General features: G+C 72.5%; 17 protein-coding genes and 1 pseudogene. 7 read left to right on the forward strand and 11 right to left on the reverse strand.

Annotation, left to right across the window (positions count from 1 at the left end):
• Window positions 1–136 precede the first annotated feature (136 nt).
• Entirely contained in the window at window positions 137–2626 is a 2490-nt protein-coding gene (ligA, locus tag MFF61_RS33115; protein WP_238242010.1) for an NAD-dependent DNA ligase LigA, read from the forward strand.
• A gap of 32 nt (window positions 2627–2658) precedes the next feature.
• A pseudogene (locus MFF61_RS33120) lies at window positions 2659–3216 on the forward strand (3'-5' exonuclease); the annotation flags it as partial.
• 169 nt (window positions 3217–3385) lie between these two features.
• Here MFF61_RS33120 and MFF61_RS33125 read toward each other — a convergent pair.
• The 3 genes from MFF61_RS33125 to MFF61_RS33135 all read right to left on the reverse strand — a co-directional run bounded on the left by MFF61_RS33125 (window position 3386) and on the right by MFF61_RS33135 (window position 6579).
• Window positions 3386–3769: a hypothetical protein gene (locus MFF61_RS33125; protein WP_238242037.1), complete on the reverse strand. Its 384-nt coding sequence runs from the start codon at window positions 3767–3769 to the stop codon at window positions 3386–3388.
• Between the two features lie 75 nt (window positions 3770–3844).
• Entirely contained in the window at window positions 3845–5692 is a 1848-nt protein-coding gene (locus MFF61_RS33130; protein WP_238242014.1) for a methylmalonyl-CoA mutase subunit beta, read from the reverse strand.
• Between the two features lie 83 nt (window positions 5693–5775).
• The gene (locus MFF61_RS33135; protein ID WP_238242015.1) at window positions 5776–6579 is read right to left on the reverse strand and encodes an undecaprenyl-diphosphate phosphatase; all 804 of its coding nucleotides are present in this window, start codon (window positions 6577–6579) and stop codon (window positions 5776–5778) included.
• A gap of 243 nt (window positions 6580–6822) precedes the next feature.
• Here MFF61_RS33135 and MFF61_RS33140 point away from each other — a divergent pair, with 243 nt between their 5' ends.
• The 3 genes from MFF61_RS33140 to MFF61_RS33150 all read left to right on the forward strand — a co-directional run bounded on the left by MFF61_RS33140 (window position 6823) and on the right by MFF61_RS33150 (window position 9574).
• Complete coding sequence (locus MFF61_RS33140; protein ID WP_238242016.1) at window positions 6823–7515, forward strand: glutathione S-transferase family protein; 693 nt, start codon at window positions 6823–6825, stop codon at window positions 7513–7515.
• Between the two features lie 86 nt (window positions 7516–7601).
• Window positions 7602–8720, forward strand: coding sequence for a tRNA epoxyqueuosine(34) reductase QueG (gene queG, locus MFF61_RS33145; RefSeq protein WP_238242018.1), 1119 nt, complete (start codon window positions 7602–7604; stop codon window positions 8718–8720).
• Window positions 8717–9574: an SDR family oxidoreductase gene (locus MFF61_RS33150; RefSeq protein WP_238242020.1), complete on the forward strand. Its 858-nt coding sequence runs from the start codon at window positions 8717–8719 to the stop codon at window positions 9572–9574. Before queG ends, MFF61_RS33150 begins: the two co-directional genes overlap by 4 nt.
• 7 nt (window positions 9575–9581) lie before the next feature.
• Here the strand turns inward: MFF61_RS33150 and MFF61_RS33155 are convergent, their stop codons facing one another.
• The 7 genes from MFF61_RS33155 to MFF61_RS33185 all read right to left on the reverse strand — a co-directional run bounded on the left by MFF61_RS33155 (window position 9582) and on the right by MFF61_RS33185 (window position 16614).
• The gene (locus tag MFF61_RS33155) at window positions 9582–10160 is read right to left on the reverse strand and encodes an NADPH-dependent FMN reductase (protein WP_238242022.1); all 579 of its coding nucleotides are present in this window, start codon (window positions 10158–10160) and stop codon (window positions 9582–9584) included.
• Between the two features lie 87 nt (window positions 10161–10247).
• Entirely contained in the window at window positions 10248–11573 is a 1326-nt protein-coding gene (locus MFF61_RS33160) for a TRAP transporter large permease (protein ID WP_238242023.1), read from the reverse strand.
• Window positions 11570–12172, reverse strand: coding sequence for a TRAP transporter small permease (locus MFF61_RS33165; protein ID WP_238242024.1), 603 nt, complete (start codon window positions 12170–12172; stop codon window positions 11570–11572). Before MFF61_RS33165 ends, MFF61_RS33160 begins: the two co-directional genes overlap by 4 nt.
• A gap of 103 nt (window positions 12173–12275) precedes the next feature.
• Window positions 12276–13298, reverse strand: coding sequence for a TRAP transporter substrate-binding protein (locus MFF61_RS33170; protein ID WP_238242025.1), 1023 nt, complete (start codon window positions 13296–13298; stop codon window positions 12276–12278).
• Window positions 13299–13399: 101 nt separating this feature from the next.
• Entirely contained in the window at window positions 13400–14263 is an 864-nt protein-coding gene (locus MFF61_RS33175; RefSeq protein ID WP_238242026.1) for an HTD2 family dehydratase, read from the reverse strand.
• Window positions 14263–15429, reverse strand: a complete 1167-nt coding sequence (locus MFF61_RS33180) for an acyl-CoA dehydrogenase family protein (RefSeq protein WP_238242027.1) — start codon at window positions 15427–15429, stop codon at window positions 14263–14265. Before MFF61_RS33180 ends, MFF61_RS33175 begins: the two co-directional genes overlap by 1 nt.
• Before the next feature lie 39 nt (window positions 15430–15468).
• On the reverse strand, window positions 15469–16614 hold the full coding sequence (locus MFF61_RS33185; RefSeq protein WP_238242029.1) for a CaiB/BaiF CoA transferase family protein: 1146 nt from the start codon (window positions 16612–16614) through the stop codon (window positions 15469–15471).
• A 219-nt stretch (window positions 16615–16833) separates the two neighbouring features.
• Between MFF61_RS33185 and MFF61_RS33190 the strand changes: the two genes are divergently transcribed.
• Window positions 16834–18912 carry an elongation factor G gene (locus tag MFF61_RS33190; RefSeq protein WP_238242032.1) on the forward strand — a complete coding sequence of 693 codons (2079 nt, stop codon included), beginning with the start codon at window positions 16834–16836 and terminating at the stop codon, window positions 18910–18912.
• Between the two features lie 111 nt (window positions 18913–19023).
• Window positions 19024–19371 (forward strand): hypothetical protein, encoded by a 348-nt coding sequence (locus tag MFF61_RS33195; protein WP_238242033.1) that lies wholly within the window; start codon window positions 19024–19026, stop codon window positions 19369–19371.
• A gap of 30 nt (window positions 19372–19401) precedes the next feature.
• Here the strand turns inward: MFF61_RS33195 and MFF61_RS33200 are convergent.
• Window positions 19402–19639: hypothetical protein (locus tag MFF61_RS33200; protein WP_238242035.1), on the reverse strand; the 238-nt coding region annotated here is incomplete at its 5' end.

Consider the following 19639-nt stretch of genomic DNA (forward strand, 5'->3'; position numbering starts at 1 on the left):
ACGACAACATCCCGCTGTGAGGCCGCCCGCGGGGGGCCGGCCGCGGCGGCCTCCCGCCCGGGCATGAGGCCCCTGGGCATTAACGTCTCGGGAGCTAGAGTCCGGCCCGGTCGTCCCGATTCGTGTCCGAGTGATCATGGCCTCACCCGTGTCCCGCCCCCCTGCCGTCGCGGATCTGTCGGAGGAGGAGGCCAAGGCGGCGCACGCCGCGCTCTCGGCCGAGATCGCCGAGCATGACCGGCGCTACCACGGCGAGGACGCGCCGATCATCACGGATGCGGAGTACGACGCGCTCCGCCGCCGGCTCGAAGCCCTGGAGGAGCGCTTTCCGGATCTTGCCGGGACGGGGGAGGCCTCCGCCAGCGTCGGGGCCAAGGCCTCCGACAAGTTCGCCAAGGTGCGCCACGCCGTGCCGATGCTCTCGCTCGGTAACGCCTTCGCGGACGAGGAGATCACCGAGTTCGTCGAGCGGGTGCGCCGCTTCCTCGGCCTGTCCGCCGCCGAGCCGCTGGCCTTCACGGCCGAGCCGAAGATCGACGGGCTGTCCCTGTCGCTGCGCTACGAGAAGGGGCAGCTCGTCACCGCGGCCACGCGGGGCGACGGCGAGGTCGGCGAGGACGTCACCGCCAATGTCCGCACCATCCGCGAGATCCCGCACGCCCTCGCGGGTCCGGACGTGCCGGAGATCTGCGAGGTGCGCGGGGAGGTCTACCTCTCGCACGCGGATTTCGCCGCCATCAACGCCCGCCAGGAGCAGGCGGGCAAGCCGCTCTTCGCCAATCCGCGCAACGCCGCGGCGGGCTCGCTGCGCCAGCTCGACGCCGGCATCACCGCCTCGCGGCCGCTGCGCTTCTTCGCCTACGCGGCAGGCGAGATGTCGTCCTGGCCGGCCGGGACGCAGAGCGGGCTGATCGAGGCCTTCCGGCGCTTCGGCCTGCCGGTGAACCCGCGCACGCGCCGCTGCGCGAGCGTCGCCGAGATGCTGGAGCATTATCGGGCCATCGAGACCGAGCGGGCGGATCTCGGCTACGACATCGACGGCGTCGTCTACAAGGTCGACGACTTCGCCCTGCAGCGCCGCCTCGGCTTCGTGGCCCGCGCACCCCGCTGGGCGCTCGCCCACAAGTTTCCCGCCCAGCGCGCCGTGACGGTGGTCGAGGCGATCGAGATCAATGTCGGGCGCACCGGATCGCTCAATCCGCTGGCCAAGCTGCGGCCCGTGACGGTGGGCGGCGTGGTCGTGTCGAACGCGACGCTGCACAACGAGGATTACGTGCGCGGCATCGATGCGGACGGGCAGACGATCCGCAGCGGCATCAACATCTGGGACGGGTTCGACCTGCGGCCGGACGTCGACCTCGCGCAGGGCTCGGACGTGCGGGTCGGCGACACCGTGGTGGTGCTGCGGGCCGGCGACGTGATCCCGAAGGTGGCCGACGTGGTGCTGGAGCGCCGGCCGGCCGACGCCGTGCCCTATCGCTTCCCCGGCACCTGCCCGGCCTGCGGCAGCCACGCGGTGCGCTCCCTCAATCCGCGCACGGCCAAGCTCGACGCGGTGCGCCGCTGCACCGGCGGCCTGATCTGCCCGGCCCAGGGGCAGGAGCGGCTGAAGCACTTCGTCTCGCGCAACGCCTTCGACATGGAGGGCTTCGGCGAGACCTACATCACGACCCTGTTCGAGGCCGGGCTGGTGCGCCAGCCGGCCGACCTCTTCCGCCTGGAGTTCGAGCCCCTGAAGGCCGCCGTCGTCGCGCGGCGCCAAGCCCTGTCGGCCGAGCGCGCGGCCGCCGCCGGCAAGGCCGTCGAGCCGAAGAAGGCGAAGCCCAAGAAGGACGAGGAGGACAGGGCGATCCGCAACCTGCTGGCCGCCGTCGCGGCGCGCCGGACGATCCCCCTCAACCGCTTCATCTTCGCGCTCGGCATCGAGCAGGTGGGCGAGGCGACCGCCAAGGCCCTCGCCAAGCACTATGCCGACATGCCGGCCCTGATGGAGGGCGTGCGGGCGGCGGCCACCTGCCAGCCGGGACCCGACTGGGTGGCGCTCGCGAGCCTGCCGCGGGTCGGCCCGACCACCCGCGACCGTCTGCTCGCCGCCGCCGAGGCGGGTGAGGCCGATCTCCTGGCCGAGGGCACCGTGGCGCGGCTGACCGCGGCCCAGAAGGAGGCGCTGCTCGACGCCTACGGCGATCCGGCAGGGGTGCGGGCGGCGGTGGAGCGCGCGAGCGGCCAGCAGCCGGGCGATGCCTACCGGCAATTGGCCGACGACAGCGAAATCGGCGCGGTGACGACGGCCTCGCTGATCCAGTTCTTCTCGGAGGCGCACAACGTCGCGGCCGTCGAGGCACTGCTCGCCGAGGTGCGGACCGAGCGTGCGGCGGCGCTCGCCGCGGCGGCCGTGTTCAACGGCCAGACCGTGGTGTTCACGGGCTCGCTGGAGCGCATGACGCGCAGCGAGGCCAAGGCCACGGCCGAGCGGCTCGGCGCCAAGGTCTCGGGCTCGGTCTCGGCCAAGACCGACCTCGTGGTGGCGGGGCCGGGGGCCGGCTCGAAGCTGAAGGACGCTGAGAAGCACGGCGTGCGGGTGATCACCGAGGACGAATGGCTGGCGATGGTGGAAGCCGCCTGAAAACCGGCTCAATCCTCCCGCACGGCCGGCCGATGCGAATCCAGGCCCGAACCCTCTCCCGAACCCTCGCGATCGACTTCGAGACGGCGAACGAGCGGCGCGACAGCCCCTGCGCGGTGGGCCTCGCCTGGATCGAGGACGGCCGCGTGGTGCGGCGCGCGGCGCGACTGATCCGCCCGGCCGAGCTGCGCTTCTCGCCCTTCAACATCGCGGTGCACGGCATCCGGCCCCGCGACGTCGCCGACGCGCCGCACTTCCCCGAGGCGATGGCGGAGTTCCTGCCCGACCTGCCGGGCGCGCTGGTGCTCGCCCACAACGCGAGTTTCGACGTCGGCGTGCTCGCCGCGACGCTGCAGGCCTACGGCCTGCCGGTGCCGGCCTTCACGTCGCTCTGCACGGTGCAGCTCGCCCGGCGGCAATGGCCGGGGCAGGGGCGCTACCGGCTCTCGGCGGTGGCCGAGCGCCTCGGCATCGCCTTCCGCCACCACGACGCGGGCGAGGATGCCTTCGCCTGCGCCGAGATCGCCCTCGCGGCCCTGCGCGAGACGGGTGCCCCCGACCTCGCCACCCTCGCGGCGGCGATGCGCCTCGCCCGCCCCCGCTTCGGCCCGGCCGCCGACGCCGCCTGAGGCTCATGCCAATGGCCCAGGATGCTGACGCATCGGGCCATTGCTTCATCTCGAATTTTTCGATGCCAAGCCAGAGGCTTGGCGAAAAATCGAGAACGGAACCAACGGTCGTTTTCAACGACCGTTGGTATCAGCCCCGCTTCTCGGCGTTCCAGCGGCCGCCGCACTGGGTCTGGCCGGAGGTGGTCCAGGTTCCGTTGCCGTAGCCCTGCTGCCCGAGGCGTCCGACCACCTGCGCGCTCGCGTCGCCGCGGCTGATCGAGCCGCGCACGGCGCCGTTCGGCTGGACCCGGCCGGTGATGGTGAAGTCCGAGCCGCCGGCGTAGCGCGCCTGCCCGTTCTGGATCACGATGCCGTACCGGTAGGCCCGGTCGCAGCTTCCCCGTTCGGTGATGACCTCGACGCTCCAGTTGCCGTCGAACCGCGACACGGATTGACCGGCGCGCTTGGCCGCGAGGGCCGGCTGCGCCGCGGTCATCAGGATGATCGCGCCCGCGAGGGCGGGCCGCATCAGCACCATCGATAGGAACTCCCCGTGTTCAGGCCCCGGGCGATGAACGCCCGAGCTTGCCGGGGGTTGCCGCACCGCTCAGCCGGCGTCCGCCCGGGCCAGCTGCTGGGCTTCCTCCAGGAGGCGCAGGAGGTCGCAGCCGGCATAGAGGTCGCGGCTGACGCCCGCCGCCCGCAGGGGCGCTTCGAGATCGCCCGGCCGGCCCGCGAGGTAGAGGGTGCGGGCGCCCGCCTCCCGCAGGGCCTGCGCTGCCGCGACCGCTTGCTCGGCATAGACCGCGTCCGACGAGCACAGGCAGGCCAGCGGCGTGCCGGCGGCGCGGAACGCCTCCGCCATCGCGGCGTGGTCCGGGAAGCCGTCGTTGGTGACGGGCTCGATCCCGCCGGCCTCGAAGGCGTTGCGGGCGAAGGTCGCGCGGGTGTTGAAGGCGGCGATCGGCCCGAGATTGGCCAGGAAGACCCGCGGGCGGGCGCCGGTGCGCTCCAGATGCGCATCGGAGGCGTCGCGCAGGCGCTCGAAGGGCTCGGCGAAGCGCTGCGACGGAAGGGCGCCCTCAGGGGGAGGGACCGGCTCCGGCGCCGGCTGGAGCACCGCCACCGGCGCTTCGGCGAGGTGGGGAAACTCGCTCGTGCCGGTGATGGGCTGGCGGCGGGTGGCGAGATCGCGGTCGCGCCCCTCGCGGATCGCCGCGAGACGGCCGGCGAGCGCCCCGGAGGTCAGGCTCGCGACGATCCCGCCCTCGCGCTCGATGGCCTGGAACTGCGCCCAGGCCTGCGTGCAGAGGTCCTCCGTCAGCGCCTCGAACCCACCCGCGCCCGCCGCCGGATCGACCACCCGCCAGAGGTTCGACTCCTCCAGGAGCACGACCTGCGTGTTGCGGGCGCAGCGGCGCGCGAAGGCGTCGGGCAGGCCGAGCGCCGCCGTGAAGGGCAGCACCGTCACGGCGTCGGCGCCGCCGAGTCCTGCCGAGAAGGCCGCGGTGGTGGCACGCAGGAGGTTCACCCACGGGTCGCGCCGCGTGGTCGTGCGCCACGCGGTCTCGGCGTGCAGGCGGATCGGCCGGGGCGGCAGGCCGCAGGCCTCCTCGACCCGCGCCCAGAGGCGGCGCAGCGCCCGCATCTTCGCCACGGTCAGGAACTCGTCGGCATCCGCCACGAGGAGGAAGCCGATCGCCGCCCCGGCGCGTTGCAGGTCATGGCCCCCCGCTTCGAGCGCGCGCAGCATCGCGAGCGCGCTCGCCAGGACCGCCGCGAGTTCGCCCGCCTCGGTGGCGCCGGCCTCGTGGAAGGGGCGCCCATCCGCCAGGAATGCGCGGCCTGAAAAGCCCGCCGCGTCGAGGTCGGACAGGGTGGAGGACAGGCGCGCCTGCGTCTCGCTCCAGGGGGCGGGCAGGCGGCCCGTGCTAGCCAGCACGCCGACCGGATCGATGCCGAGGTCGAGATCGAGCGCCGACAGGGCGTCGCCCCGCGACCGGGCCAGCGCCACGAGGGCCGCGGCGGCCTCGAAGGCGTGCGGGCCGGCATCGAGCCGCACCCCGATCAGCGGCAGCATCACCCCGGCGAGCGCCGCCTCGACCGCATCCGGCCCGGGCAGGCCGAAGCCGCGGGCGGACGGCGCACCCGCGAGGACGAGCGCCAGCGCATCCGCGCCGCCGTCGAGGTCGGCGAGCGCGAGGGCGTTCGCCTCGGCGGGATCGGGATGGTCGACCCGCTGGCAGATCCGCCAGGGCGCCGGCTGCCCGTCGCCGCGCAGGGGCTGGGCCGTGGGCGCGGCGGCCGCGTAGAGGGCGTCGATCCGCAGGCCGTCGCGGGTGCGGTGGACGAGGCGCTTCTCGTAGTCGGCGCCCTTGAGCACGCCGTCCACGAGGGCGCGCCACTGCTCGCGGGTGGCGGCGGGAAACACGGCGGCGAGCGGGAGATCGTCCATGACGGGTCCTTCGCGGGGCGGATCTTCCTGCACGGAACCGGATTCCGGCGCCACCCGTCAATGGTCGAGCCCGCGCCGGCCCGTCAGCCGAAGACGATCAGCCCCGCGAAGCCCGCCGCGCCCACGACGATGCGCCACCACCCGAACAGGCTGAAGCCGTGGCGCGAGACGTAGTTCAGGAGCGTGCGCACCACGAACAGGGCGGCGAAGAACGCCACCACGAACCCGATCACGATCAGCCCGACGTCGTCGCGCGAGAGGTTCTTGTAGTTGTCGAGGAGGTCCTTGGCGAAGGCGCCCGCCATGGTGGGCATGGCGAGGTAGAACGAGAATTCCGTCGCCGCCCGCTTGCTCGCCCCCATCAGCATGGCGCCCACGATGGTGGCGCCCGACCGCGACACCCCCGGCACCATCGCGAGGCACTGGAAGATCCCGATCTTCAGGGCCATCGGCAGCGAGAAGTCGTGCACGTCGTCGTACTTCTCGGGCAGCTCGGTCTCGTCGATGACCAGGAGCACGAGGCCGCCGGCGACCAGCGTCGAGCAGACGAGCCAGGGATTGAACAGGTAGAACTTGATCGCCTTCGAGAACAGCCCGCCGATCAGCGCCGCCGGCAGGAAGGCGATCAGCACCGCCAGGATGAACCGGCGGGCATTCGGGTCGGAGGGCGCGCGCCGCGCGAGGTCGAGGAGCCGGCCGAAATAGACTCCGACGATGGCCAGGATGGCGCCGAGCTGGATCAGCACCTCGAAGGTGTTGTTCGGCGAGCGGAAGTCGATGAAGTGCCCGAGCAGGAGCTGGTGGCCGGTCGAGGAGACCGGGATGAACTCCGTGGCGCCCTCCACGAGCGCGAGGGCCACGGCCTTGGTGATGCTCACCGGATCCATCAGCGCAGGCCTCCGCCCGCGCCGCCTCGATTCGACGCTGTCATGATCGCTCGCTCTCGCAGCTGGCCGGATCAGGCCGGGGGTCATTCGCGCGCGCCGGCCCCATCGCCCGCCGCGGTTGCAGGTCGGTTATCAGGGTCGGCCGCGCGTGTTAAGGATGAAGCAATATCGCAGCCGCAATGGTGACCGGCCCTCAACCCGTCAGGGCGCAGATCCGGCGCATTCCTCGCCCGCACGGCCCGCATGGCGACGCTTCATCATTCCCCCTTCTGCCCGCATTCCCGGTTCATCCGCTTGGTCCTGGCCGAGATGGGCATGGAGCCGACCCTCGTGGAGGAGCGCCCCTGGGAGCGCCGGGACGAGTTCCTGATGCTCAACCCGGCCGGCACGACGCCGGTGCTGATCGAGTCCGGCGGCCTCGTGGTGCCGGGCGCGGGCGCGATCGCCGAGTATCTCGACGAGACCCGCGGGCTCGGCCTCTCGGGGCGGCGGCTGCTGCCGGAGGCGCCCGCCGCCCGGGTGGAGGTGCGCCGCCTGCTCGACTGGTTCCTGTGCAAGTTCGACCAGGAGGTGACCGGCTACCTCGTCACCGAGAAGATCCACAAGCGGTTCATGACCTCCGACCTCGGCGGCGGTCCGCCCGACATGAACGCGATCCGCGCCGCGCGCACCAACGTGCGCTACCACCTGAAATACGTCGACTACCTCATCGCCCGGCGCAAATGGCTGGCGGGCGACCATCTGACCTATGCGGATCTGGCGGCGGCGGCCCATCTCTCCTGCGTGGATTATCTCGGCGACGTGCCATGGGACGAGGAGGAGATGGCGCGGAACTGGTACGCGCGGATGAAGTCCCGCCCGTCCTTCCGCAGCCTGCTCGCCGACCGGGTGCCCGGGATGGCGCCGGCGGATCACTACGCGGATCTCGACTTCTGACGCGGGACGGGGCGGCGCCGCGTGGAGCGGCCCTGCGCCGCCGGCTGGAGGAGCGGGCGCGGGCGCTCGGCTTCGACGCCCTGGCGGTGACGCATCCGGGCGCGGTGCCGGGCCTGCCCGAGCGCCTGCGCGCCTGGCTGGAGGCGGGCCACCATGCCGGCATGGGCTGGATGGCCGAGCGCACGGCCGAGCGCGCCGACCCCACGTCGCTGTGGCCGGCGGTGCGCAGCATCGTGATGCTCGGGGTGAATTACGGCCCGCAGGAGGACCCGCTCGCGGCGCTCGCGATGCCTGAGCGCGGCGCCCTCGCCCTCTACGCCCGGCGGCGCGACTACCACGACGTCATCAAGGGCAAGCTGAAGGAGCTCGCCGGGGTGCTCGCCCGCGAGGGCGCCACCCTCAAGGTGTTCGTGGACACCGCGCCGGTGATGGAGAAGCCGCTCGCCGCCGCGGCCGGGCTCGGCTGGCAGGGCAAGAACACGCTCCTCGTCTCGCGCGCCTTCGGCAACTGGCTCCTGCTCGGCGCGATCTACACCGATGCCGACCTGCCGGTCGACGCGCCGGCCGCGGATGCCTGCGGCTCGTGCCGCCGCTGTCTCGACGCCTGCCCGACCGAGGCGTTCCCGGCCCCCTATCGGCTCGATGCGAGCCGCTGCCTCGCCTACCTCACCATCGAGCATGCCGGGCCGATCGCCCCGGAGTTCCGCGCGCCGATGGGCAACCGGATCTTCGGCTGCGACGATTGCCTCGCGGTCTGTCCCTGGAACAAGTTCGCGAGCGAGGCCCGCGAGGCGCGGCTCGCCGCCCGCGAGGATCTCGCGGCGCCGCCGCTTCGCGACCTCGCCCGGCTCGACGACGCGGCCTTCCGGGCGCGCTTCGCCGGCACGCCGATCAAGCGCACGGGGCGCGACCGCTTCCTGCGCAACGTGCTGATCGCCATCGGCAATTCGGGCGACCGCACGCTCGTCCCGGACGCCGTGCGGCTCCTCGACGATCCCGCGCCGCTGGTGCGGGGCATGGCCGTGTGGGCGCTGGCGCGCCTCGCGCCCGAGGCCCTGCCGCCCGGGCCGCCGGCCGGCGAGGACGACCCGCACGTGCTCGACGAGTGGCGCGGCGTCCGCGACAAGGGCGGGGAGGGGGCGCACCCTCCGGCAGGCGCGGCAGGGCGTCCCGCCGCGCGGTCTGATGCAGGGCAATCGGCATGAATCTGTTCGTCTTCGGCCTCGGCTACACGGCGCGGCACTTCGTGGAGCGGGAGCGCGGCCGCTTCGGCCGGATCGCCGCGACGGCCCAGACCCTCGACCGGACGCCCGCCCCGCCCGACGGCGTCGTGCTGCGGGCCTTCTCGCCCGAGCGCGCCGATCCGCGCATCGCCGAGGATCTGGCGGCGAGCGACGCCATCCTGGTCTCGATCCCGCCCGACGGCGGGGACCCGGCGCTCACGGCCTTCGCGGCAGCGATCGCCGCGAGCCCGGCGCGCTGGATCGGCTATCTCTCGACCATCGGCGTCTACGGGGACCAGGGCGGCGCCTGGATCGACGAGACCACCCCGCCGGCGCCGACCCATGCGCGCACCCGCGACCGCGTGGCCGCCGAGACGGCGTGGCTCGACCTCGGCGCCCGCACGGGCAAGGCGGTGCAGGTCTTCCGGCTCTCCGGGATCTACGGGCCGGGGCGCAACGCCTTCGTGAAGCTGCGCGAGGGGCGGGCGCAGCGCATCGTCAAGGCCGGCCAGGTGTTCAACCGCATCCACGTGGACGACATCGCGCAGGCGCTCGCGGCCTCCCTCGACCGGCCGCGTCCCGGCGCGGTCTACAACGTCACGGACGACGAGCCCGCGCCGCCCCAGGACGTCACCGCCCTCGCGGCCGAGATCGCCGGCCTGCCGCTGCCGCCCGCGGTCGATTTCGAGACCGCCGCCCTGAGCCCGATGGCGCGCAGCTTCTACGGCGAGAACAAGCGGGTGCAGAACCGCCGGATCACCGAGGAACTGGGCGTGCGCCTGCGCTACCCGACCTACCGGGAGGGCCTGCGGGCGCTGGCGGGCGAGGCGGGATAGGTCACGTTCAGTACGGCGTGCCCGAGCGCCGCCTGTCCCGCAGCGCCTCGGCGTACCAGGCCAGTTCGTCGAGGAAGCGGCCCGCGCTCCGGTCGAGCCAGGGCTGCTGCGGCGCCCCCGCCTCGTCCAGGGTCTTGTGCACCTCGGGGATCGGCAGCAGGGAGGGGATGCTCGGCGTGCCGAGTTCCGCCAGCATGGCGCGCAGCTGCATGGCGGCCCGCACCCCGCCGTAGCGCCCGGCCGAGTAGCAGACGATGGCCGAGGGCCGCCAGAAATACTCTTCGAGGAAGTGGTCGAGGGTGTTCGACAGGGCCGGCGGGATGCTGTGGTTGTACTCCGCCGACACGATCACGAAAGCGTCGGCCCGGCGCAGGGTCGCGGCGAGCCCCTCCAGCACCGCGGGCGCCTCGCCCTTCGGGTACTCCTTGTACATGCGGTCGAGGAGCGGCAGGCCGAGATCGGCGGGATCGACGAGCGGCACCTCGTGGCCGCGCGCTTCGAGAGCCTTGGTCACGTAGCGGGCGGCCCGCAGCCCGTTGCGGTCGCGGCGCACGGAGCCGAGGATGACCGGAACGACGAGCGACATGGACGATCTCCGGGGAGGGTGAACACCCCGGGAGGGTAGCGCGGCGGCGCGTCCGCGGACACGGCCGCGCCGCCCGGCGGCCTTGCGTCACATCATCCCGAGCGTGCGCGGCAGCCAGAGGGAGATCGCCGGCACGTAGGTGACGAGCACGAGGAAGATCAGCATCGTCAGCAGCCAGGGCCAGACCGCGATGGTGAGTTCGGTGATGCCCATCTTGGTGATGCCCGAGGCCACGTAGAGGTTCAGCCCCACCGGCGGGTGGCACATGCCGACCTCCATGTTGACCACGATCAGGATGCCGAAATGCACCGGATCGATGCCGAGCTTGGCGGCGATCGGAAACAGGATCGGCGCCATGATCAGCACGATGGAGGAGGGCTCCATCACGTTGCCGGCGACCAGCAGCAGCACGTTGACGATGAGCAGGAACACCACCCAGCCGAGGCCGGCATCGATGATCCAGCCCGCCATCGTCTGCGGGATCTGCTCGCTCGTCATCAGGAACGAGAACAGCACCGCGTTGGTGATGATGTAGAGCAGCATCGCGCTCATGTTCGCGGAGTCGAGCAGGACCCGCGGCACGTCGCGCCACGTCAGGTCGCGGTAGACGAACAGCGCGATCACGAAGGCGTAGACGGCGCTCACCGCCGCGGCCTCGGTGGGCGTGAAGGCGCCGGTGTAGATGCCGCCGAGCACCAGCACGATCAGCAGGAGGCCCCAGAGCGACTTGCGGAACGCCACCCAGCGCTCGGCCCAGCTGGCCCGCGGCATGCGCGGGTAATCGTACTTGCGGGCGCGGTACCACGTGGTGAAGCCGAGCGCCGTGGCGAGCATCAGGCCCGGCACCACGCCGGCCACGAACAGGGTCGAGATCGAGGCCGAGGAGACCCGGCCGCCATCCGGCCCGAACACCACGGCGCCGCTCGTCGCCACCGAGTAGATCACCATCACGATCGAGGGCGGGATCAGGATGCCGAGCGCGCCCGAGGTGGTGATGACGCCCGCCCCGAAGCGCTTGGGGAAGCCCTGCGCCACCATCGCCGGCAGGATGATCGAGCCGATCGCCACCACGGTGGCCGGGCTCGATCCCGAGATGGCGGCGAACAGCGCGCAGGCCATGACGCCCGCGAGCCCCAGGCCGCCGTACCAGTGCCCGACCATCGAGGTCGCGAAGTTGATCATCCGGCGCGCGACGCCGCCGTGGGTCAGGAAGTTGCCCGACAGGATGAAGAACGGGATCGCCATGATCTCGAAGTTCTCGATCCCGGTGAACAGCTTGAGCGCCACCGCCTCGATCGGCACGCTCGTCATCACGAACAGGAAGGTGAGCACCGACAGGCCGAGCGCGATCGAGATCGGCATGCCGGTGAGCATGAGGGCGATGAGCAGCCCGAAGATGATCGCGGCGTTCATCGCCCGGCCTCCCGTCCGATCGTGCCCTGATCGGCGAGGTCGCGCGCCGCCTGCGGGCTCTCCACCACGCCCTCGACGTGGCCGTGGTCGTGGTGCGGGAGTTCCCCGGTGCGCCAGAAGCTCCAGGCGACCTGCAGGAAGCGGAAGCACATCAGGTAGGAGCCGAGCGGGATCGCCAGGTAGACGATCCAGCTCGGGATCTCGAGGTCGGGCGAGGTCTGGTCGGTGTCGATGAGGCCGAGCACGAACTTGGTGCCCATGGTGCCGATGATGGCCGTGAACAGGGCGCCGCAGAGGAGCCCGAACAGGACGACCTGCTTGCGGATCTCCGGCCGCAATTGGTTGACCACCACGTCGACCCCGACGTGGATGCCGGTGCGCACCCCGTAGGCGGCGCCGAACTTCGCCATCCACACGAACATGTAGATGCAGAGTTCCTGCGCCCAGGAGAGGTGGATGGCGGAGGTGATCGGGAAGAGGATGTCGATGCCCGACGCGTAGCGGTGGACGACGGCGACGAAGATGAGCAGCGTCGCCGCGGCCATCAGGCTCGCGATCAGGATCTCCTCCAGGCGGTCGAGGACGCGCAGCAGGATCATGGCGGGGGGGTGCCTGAGGGGGAGCGTGTCGGGCGCCGGACTCCCTCTCCCGCCCGGGAGAGGGGTTCCGGCGCCTCAAGGGGAGCGGGCCGGGATCGGCGCCCTACTGCGTGCGCGCCTCGCGCTGGAACTCCTCGATCACGTCCTTGCCGACGCGCTTGGCCATGTCGGCCGTGACCGGTTCCAGGGCCTTGCGCCAGGCCGCCTTCTCGTCGGCGGTGAGCTCGATGAACTGGATCTTGCCCGACTTCTTCATCTCGTCGAGGGCGTCGGCGTTGTCCTTGCTCGCCACCTCGTTGGCGTAGGTGGTGGCTTCCTTCATCGCCTTGTCGAGCTGGCCGCGCAGGTTGGCCGGCAGGCCGTCCCAGAACTTCTTGTTCACGATCACCGCGTAGCCGATGTAGCCGTGATCCGACAGGGTGGCGTATTTCTGCACCTCGTGGTGCTTCTGCGTGAACATGTTCGAGGGCGTGTTCTCGGAGCCGTCCACCACGCCCGTCTGCATGCCCTGGTAGACCTCCGAGAAGGCCATCACCTGCGGGATGGAGCCGAGCGCGCGGAACTGGGCCTCCAGCACCTTCGAGGACTGGATGCGCATCTTGAGGCCGCGGAAATCGGCCGGCAGGCGCAGCGGCTTGTTGGCGCTCATGACCTTGAAGCCGTTGTCCCAGAAGGCGAGGCCGCTGATGCCCTTGGTCTCCAGCTTCTCGAACAGGCGCTTGCCGAGCGGCCCCTCGGTCACGCGCCGCAGCGCCGCCTTGTCGGGCAGGATGTAGGGCAGGTCGAAGACCTCGAACTCCTTCGCGCCGAGCGGCCCGAACTTCGCCAGCGAGGGCGCCAGCATCTGCACGGCGCCGAGCTGGAGCGCCTCGACCTCCTCCTTGTCCTTGAACAGCTGCGAGTTCGGGTAGACCTCCACCTTCACGTTGCCGCCGGTGTACTTCTCGGCAAGCTCCTTGAACTTGTCGGCGCCGCGGCCCTTGGGCGTGTCGGGCGCCACAACGTGGCTGAACTTGATGACGATGGGCGTCTGCGCCAGCGCGGTGCCGCCCAGCACGAGGAGGGCGGCGGCGGCGCCGAGGGCGCGGCGGGTCACGGACCCGAACGGGCCGGGAGAGCGGGACATCGGCGTTTCCTCTTGTCGACGTTGATCTTGGTGTTGGTTGTGGTGCCGGTGATGCGAGCGACCCTGGCGCACCGGGGACGGACGCGCAATCCGACGATCGCTTAAGAGGCCGTGCCGGACGCCTCCATGCACAGCCGGCCCCCGGCCTCGGCGGTCCAGCCCTCGAAGCCCTCCGGCCCCGCGCGCCCCGCCACCGTGAAGACCTGCCCGGCGATCATCGGCGACACGCCGCGGTAGCGGAACCGCGCCGGCACGCGGCCGAGCTGCACGGCCGCGAGGTTGAGGAGCAGGCTCGCCTGCATCGGCCCGTGCACGACGAGGCCGGCATAGCCCTCCACGCCGGTGGCGTAGGGATGGTCGTAGTGGAAGCGGTGGCCGTTGAAGGTCATGGCCGAGTAGCGGAACAGCAGGACGGGATCGGCCTCGATCCGCCACGCGCCCTCGGCGGCCGGCTCGGCCGCGGGCGAGGCTGGGGCGGCCGAGGCCGGGGCGGCGGGCGTGCCCGGCCGGCTCGCCTCGCGGTAGACGATGTCCTGCCGCTCGCGGATCGCCACGCCGCGCGGCGTCTCGACCTCGTGGCGCACGGTGACGAAGCAGAGGGCGCCGGTGCGGCCCTCCTTGACGGCGACGTCCGCCACCGTCTCGCGGCGCACCACCCGGTCGCCGAGGCGCAAGGGGCCGAGCGTCTCGACCTCGCCCCCCGCCCACATCCGGCGGGGCAGGGGCACCGGGGGCAGGAAGCCGCCCTTGGCGGCGTGCCCGTCGGGGCCGAGCGCGTCGGCGGCCGGCGTCTCGGGGGCGAGGCACCAGTGGAGCGCGAGCGGCGCCTCGCCCTCGCCGACCGGCGCCAGATGGGGCGCCAGGGTCGCCCGGTACTCCGCCACGAGGCGGGGCGTGACGAGGTCCTCGGCCTCACGGGTGCGGCCGATCCACTGCCGCAGGTGGTCGATGTCGAGCCCAGGCATCAGTAGGACCGCGGCAGGCCGAGGACGTGCTCGGCGAGGTAGGACAGGATCAGGTTGGTGGAGATCGGCGCCACTTGGTAGAGGCGCGTCTCGCGGAACTTGCGCTCGACGTCGTATTCCTCGGCGAAGCCGAAGCCGCCGTGGGTCTGGATGCAGGCATTCGCCGCCTCGAAGGAGGCGTCGGCGGCGAGCATCTTGGCCATGTTCGCCTCGGGGCCGGGATTGGCGCCGGATTCGTAGAGCCGCAGGCCCTCGCGCACCATCAGCTCGGCCGCGCGCATGTTCGCGTAGGCCTTGGCGATGGGGAACTGGATGCCCTGGTTCTGGCCGATCGGGCGGCCGAACACGCGCCGCTCGCGGGCATAGGCGCCGGCCTTGGCGATGAACCACTTGGCGTCGCCGACGCATTCCGCCGCGATCAGCAGGCGCTCGGCGTTCATGCCCGAGAGGATGTAGCGGAAGCCCTTGCCCTCCTCGCCGATCAGGTTCTCGGCCGGCACCCGCAGGTCGTCGAAGAACACCTCGGTGGTGGCGTGGTTCATCATCGTGCGGATCGGCCGGATGGTGAGCCCGCGGCCCAGGGCCTCGCGCATGTCCACGAGGAGGACCGAGAGGCCCTCGGTGCGCTTGGCCCCCTCGCGCGGCGGGGTGGTGCGGGCCAGCAGCAGCATCAGGTCCGAATGCTCGGCCCGGCTGGTCCAGATCTTCTGCCCGTTGACCACGTAATGTTCGCCGTCGCGCCGCGCGGTGGTCTTGAGCGCCGCGGTGTCGGTGCCGCTCGTCGGCTCGGTGACTCCGAAGGCCTGGAGCCGCAGGCTGCCCTCGGCGATGCCCGGCAGGTAGCGCCGCTTCTGCGCCTCCGAGCCGTGCCGCAGCACCGTGCCCATCGTGTACATCTGCGCGTGGCAGGCACCGCCGTTGCAGCCGGCGCGCTGCACCTCCTCCAGCACCGCCGCCGCCGCGGAGAGCGGCAACCCCGAGCCGCCATACTCCTCGGGGATCAGCACCGAGAGGTAGCCGGCCTCGGTGAGCGCGTCCACGAACGCGGTCGGGTAGGCCATCTCGCGGTCGAGGGCACGCCAGTATTCCCCGGGAAAGCGGGCGCAGAGCTTCTGCACCGCCTCGCGGATCTCGGGGTAGGTCTCGTGCTGGGAATCCTGGGTCATGGTCCGGTCCGGTGGGGGGCCGCGAGGCCCTCGATGGGTTCAGGCGCCGAATTCCGCGCGGATCGCCGCGCTGTGGGCGCCGATCTCCGGCACCCGGCCGAGGGGCCGGGTCCGCCCGTCGATCAGGGCCGGGGGCGCCACGATCGAGGCGGGGCCGGCCGCGGTCTCGACCGTGACCCGGCGCAGGGCCGGATGCGTGACGAGGTCGGCGAGTTCGTTGACGAAGCCGTAGGCGGTGCCGCTCGCCCGCAGGCGCGCCGCGGCCTCGTCGCGGGTGAGATCCGCGAAGGCCTGCGCCACGCGCGCATCCACCGCCGGGCGGTTCGCGACCCGGACGGTGTTGGACTGGAAGCCCTCCCGCCCCGGCAGGTCCGGCTCGCCGAGGACGCCGGCGCAGAAGGAGGCCCATTCGCGCTCGTTCTGGATCGAGATCAGGACCAGGCTGTCGTCCGCGGTGCGGAACGCCCCGTAGGGGCAGATCGAGGGATGCGCGAGGCCGACCCGCTGCGGCGCCCGCCCCGTGCCCTCGTAGTAGAGGAGCGGCACGTTCATCCAATCGGCCATGCCGTCGAACAGGCTCACCTCCAGGCGGCTGCCGCTGCCGTTGCGCTCGCGCGCGATCAGCGCTTCCAGCACGGCGGCGTGCGCCGCCATCCCGCAGGCGATGTCGCAGACCGAGACGCCGACCCGCCCCGGCCCCGCCGGATGGCCGGTGATGGCGGCCAGCCCGCTCTCGGCCTGGACCAGGAGGTCGTAGGCCTTCATCTGCGCGTAGGCGTGGCCGGAGCCGTAGCCGGTGATGTCGACCGTGATGAGCCGCGGATGGCGCGCGCGCAGATCCTCGGAGCCGAAGCCCGCGCGGGCGGCCGCCCCCGGCGCGAGGTTCTGGATGTAGACGTCGCTCTCGGCCAGGATCGCGTGCAGCAGCCGCGCGTCGTCCGGGTTCTTGATGTCGGCGACGAGGCTCTCCTTGCCGCGGTTGAGCCAGACGAAGTAGCTCGCGAGCCCGTTGACGGCGGCGTCGTAGCCGCGGGCGAAATCGCCCTCCGGCCGCTCGATCTTGATGACGCGCGCCCCGGCATCGGCGAGCCGCGAGGAGCAGTAGGGCGCGGCCACCGCCTGTTCGAGCGCCACCACCGTGAGGCCGGCGAGGGGTCGCGCCGCCGATCCCGGACTGTCCGTCACGCGCAAACCTCCTCCCGGATCGCCCCGGTTCGGCCGGGGCGCGACGGTGCGGCGCGATCCCGCCCGCCTTCCCGGCGACCATGCGGCGGCGCGCGGGCATTGTCCAATGCGCGGAGCGGGACCCGGGGTGATCGCCGATGCGCTGATCTCGGGGCGGCGGCGCGGCCCGCCACAACCGCCTGGACCGGCGGCAGGCCCGGTGGTTAACTCTCCCCCGGAATGCTCGCCACAAGAGCATCGACAAGCTGGAGGAGGCGTCTCGTGGCTGGGCAAACCCGGTGCATCGCGATCGTCGGACCGTTCCAGAGCGGCAAGACCGCCCTGCTCGAAGCCATCCTGCACCGGACCGGTGCGATCGACCGGGCCGGGCGCGCGGCGTCCGGCAACCGGGTGGGCGACACCAGCGCCGAGGCCAAGGCCCACGGCATGAGCGTGGAGCCGAACGTCGCCTCCGCGACCTTCCTGGGCGACACCTTCACCTTCATCGACTGCCCGGGCTCGGTGGAGTTCGCGCAGGACATGCGCGCCGTGCTGCCGGTCTGCGACGCGGCCGTGGTGGTCTGCGAGGCGGACGAGCGCAAGCGGCCCGCCCTCGAACTGATCCTGCGCGACCTCGAAGCGGCCGGCATCCCGCGCCTCCTGTTCATCAACAAGGCGGATGCGGCGCCGGGTTCGCTGCGCGACGCGCTCGCGCTGCTGCAGCCCGCTTCCGGCGTGCCCCTGCTGCTGCGCCAGATCCCGCTCTGGCAGGGCGAGGCGGCGGTGGGCTTCATCGACCTCGCGCTGGAGCGCGCCTTCATCTACCGCGAGCAAGCTCCGAGCGAGGTGGTGGACCTGCCCGCGGGCGAGTTGCCGCGCGAGAAGGCCGAGCGCTTCACCATGCTGGAGCGCCTCGCCGACCACGACGACGCGCTGATGGAGGACCTGATCTCCGAAGTCGAGCCGGCGCGCGACCGGGTCTTCGCCGACCTCGCCCGCGAGCTGCGCGACGGCCAGGTGGTCTCGGTGCTGTTCGGCTCGGCCGAGCACGGCAACGGCGTGACGCGCCTGCTCAAGGCCCTGCGGCACGAGGCGCCGGGCCTGCCCGAGACCTGCGCGCGGCTCGGCGTCGCCGGGGACGGGGCGGCGCTGGCCCAGGTGGTGAAGACCCTCCACACCGGCTTCGGCGGCAAGCTCTCGATCGCCCGCGTGCTGCGCGGGGGCTTCCGCGAGGGCGAGACCGTGACGGGGTCGGGCGGCAGCAGCGCCCGCATCGCCGCGCTCACCGCGCTCTCCGGCGCCACCGGCCACCGGGTGCCGGAGGCGCGGGAGGGAGAGGTGGTGGGCTTTGCCAAGCTCGAACCCATCGCCACCGGCGAGACGTTGGCGGCCGGATCCGAGCCGCCGCCGGCCCTGGCGGCGCTGGCGCGGCCCGAGCCGGTCTTCGCGGTCGGCCTGCGCATCCGCGACCGCAAGGACGACGTGCGCCTCGCCGGCGCCCTGGCCAAGGTGGTGGAGGAGGACCCGGCGCTCGCCCTCGAACAGCATGCCGATCTCGGCGAGATGCGCCTCACCGGCCAGGGCGAGATGCACCTGCGGGTGGCGGTGGAGCGCCTCGCCTCGCGCTTCGGCATCGGGGTCGAGACCGAGCGGGCGCGGGTCGGCTACCGCGAGACCATCCGGGGCCGCGCCTCCGCGCGCGGGCGCCACAAGAAGCAGACCGGCGGGCACGGCCAGTTCGCGGACGTCGCCCTCGACGTGCGCCCGCTTCCCCGCGGGGAGGGCTTCCGCTTCGAGGACGAGGTGGTGGGCGGCGCGGTGCCCCGGCAGTTCATCGGCTCCGTGGAGGCGGGCGCGCGCGCCTGCATGGCCCGCGGTCCGCTCGGCTTTCCGGTCGTCGACGTCGCGGTGACGCTCAGGGACGGCGCCTCGCACGCGGTCGATTCTTCGGACGCCGCCTTCCAGGCCGCGACCCGGCTCGCCCTCGACGAGGCCCTGCCCAAGGCCGGCCCGGTGCTGCTGGAGCCGGTGCTCGCGGTTACGATCGCCGTGCCCTCGGGGGCGACCGCCAAGGCGACCGGCCTCGTCACCGCCCGGCGCGGCCAGATCCTCGGCTTCGACGCGCGGCCCGGCTGGACCGGCTGGGATCAGGTCGAGGCGCTGATCCCCGAATCCGAGATGGCCGACCTGATCGTCGAACTGCGTTCGGTGACGGCCGGGGTCGGCACCTTCACCACCCGCTTCGACCACATGGCCGAACTCTCCGGACGGCCCGCCGATGCGGTGCTGGCCAGCCAGCCGGTGCGGCGCGCCGGCTGACCCGCGCCATCCACACCCGTCCACTGCCGATACATCGATTGCGGCGGATCGCGACGAGCCCGCGTTAAACGGTCGTCCCGCATTCTCAGCCTCGAGAGTCGGGAGAAGACCATGCAGCGGATCGTCCTCGTCGCCGCGGCGGCTGCAGCCGTCCTGGCCGTGCTGCCCGCCGACGCGCAGGCGCGGGGCCGGCGCGGCGGGTTCGGCGTTTTTTACGTGTCCACCTCCGCGCCGGCTGCGGCCGCCGCGCGGGCCAGGGCGTCCGAGCCCAAAGCGGGGGAGCCCAGGCCGGGGGAGCCCCGGACGGAGCCGGCGCCGCTGCTGCGCACCGCCTCGGCCGACGCGGATGCGCTTCCCGTCACGACCGGCGCGACGCCGCGCCCCGCGCCCGCCGCGCGGCCGTGGTGCGCCGGCGGCCGGGTCATCGGCAGCGGCCGGGGGTTCTGCGAGATCAACTGATCCGGCGAGATCATTCGATCTCGTGCGAGATCATTCGATCTCGTGCGCGCTGAGCCGTTCGGCATTGGCCCGGACGTGCTCGCGGTAGCGGGCGATCACCGCATCGGGCGAGCCGCCGGCCATCAGCGTGCCGAGCGCCTCGGCGGCCGCGTCGATCTTCTCGGAGACCATGCGCTCGCCCTCGCTCTGGGCCACCGGCCCGCCGCCCGCAAGCGCCGTCAGCCGCAGAGCGATCACGGTCTGCGACTCGATGGCGAGCAGGGCCGCC

It is taken from the genome of Methylobacterium isbiliense (genome assembly GCF_022179325.1).
In the GTDB taxonomy this organism is placed as follows: Bacteria; Pseudomonadota; Alphaproteobacteria; order Rhizobiales; family Beijerinckiaceae; genus Methylobacterium; species Methylobacterium isbiliense.

Coding starts and splice junctions, on each gene's coding strand:
- MFF61_RS33190 (WP_238242032.1), top strand. CDS start 16,834: ATGCTCGCCACAAGAGCATCGACAAGCTGGAGGAGGCGTCTCGTGGCT.
- MFF61_RS33180 (WP_238242027.1), bottom strand. CDS start 15,429: ATGACCCAGGATTCCCAGCACGAGACCTACCCCGAGATCCGCGAGGCG.
- MFF61_RS33195 (WP_238242033.1), top strand. CDS start 19,024: ATGCAGCGGATCGTCCTCGTCGCCGCGGCGGCTGCAGCCGTCCTGGCC.
- MFF61_RS33140 (WP_238242016.1), top strand. CDS start 6,823: ATGGCGACGCTTCATCATTCCCCCTTCTGCCCGCATTCCCGGTTCATC.
- MFF61_RS33160 (WP_238242023.1), bottom strand. CDS start 11,573: ATGAACGCCGCGATCATCTTCGGGCTGCTCATCGCCCTCATGCTCACC.
- MFF61_RS33175 (WP_238242026.1), bottom strand. CDS start 14,263: ATGCCTGGGCTCGACATCGACCACCTGCGGCAGTGGATCGGCCGCACC.
- MFF61_RS33130 (WP_238242014.1), bottom strand. CDS start 5,692: ATGGACGATCTCCCGCTCGCCGCCGTGTTTCCCGCCGCCACCCGCGAG.
- MFF61_RS33170 (WP_238242025.1), bottom strand. CDS start 13,298: ATGTCCCGCTCTCCCGGCCCGTTCGGGTCCGTGACCCGCCGCGCCCTC.
- MFF61_RS33155 (WP_238242022.1), bottom strand. CDS start 10,160: ATGTCGCTCGTCGTTCCGGTCATCCTCGGCTCCGTGCGCCGCGACCGC.
- MFF61_RS33165 (WP_238242024.1), bottom strand. CDS start 12,172: ATGATCCTGCTGCGCGTCCTCGACCGCCTGGAGGAGATCCTGATCGCG.
- MFF61_RS33135 (WP_238242015.1), bottom strand. CDS start 6,579: ATGGATCCGGTGAGCATCACCAAGGCCGTGGCCCTCGCGCTCGTGGAG.
- ligA (WP_238242010.1), top strand. CDS start 137: ATGGCCTCACCCGTGTCCCGCCCCCCTGCCGTCGCGGATCTGTCGGAG.
- MFF61_RS33150 (WP_238242020.1), top strand. CDS start 8,717: ATGAATCTGTTCGTCTTCGGCCTCGGCTACACGGCGCGGCACTTCGTG.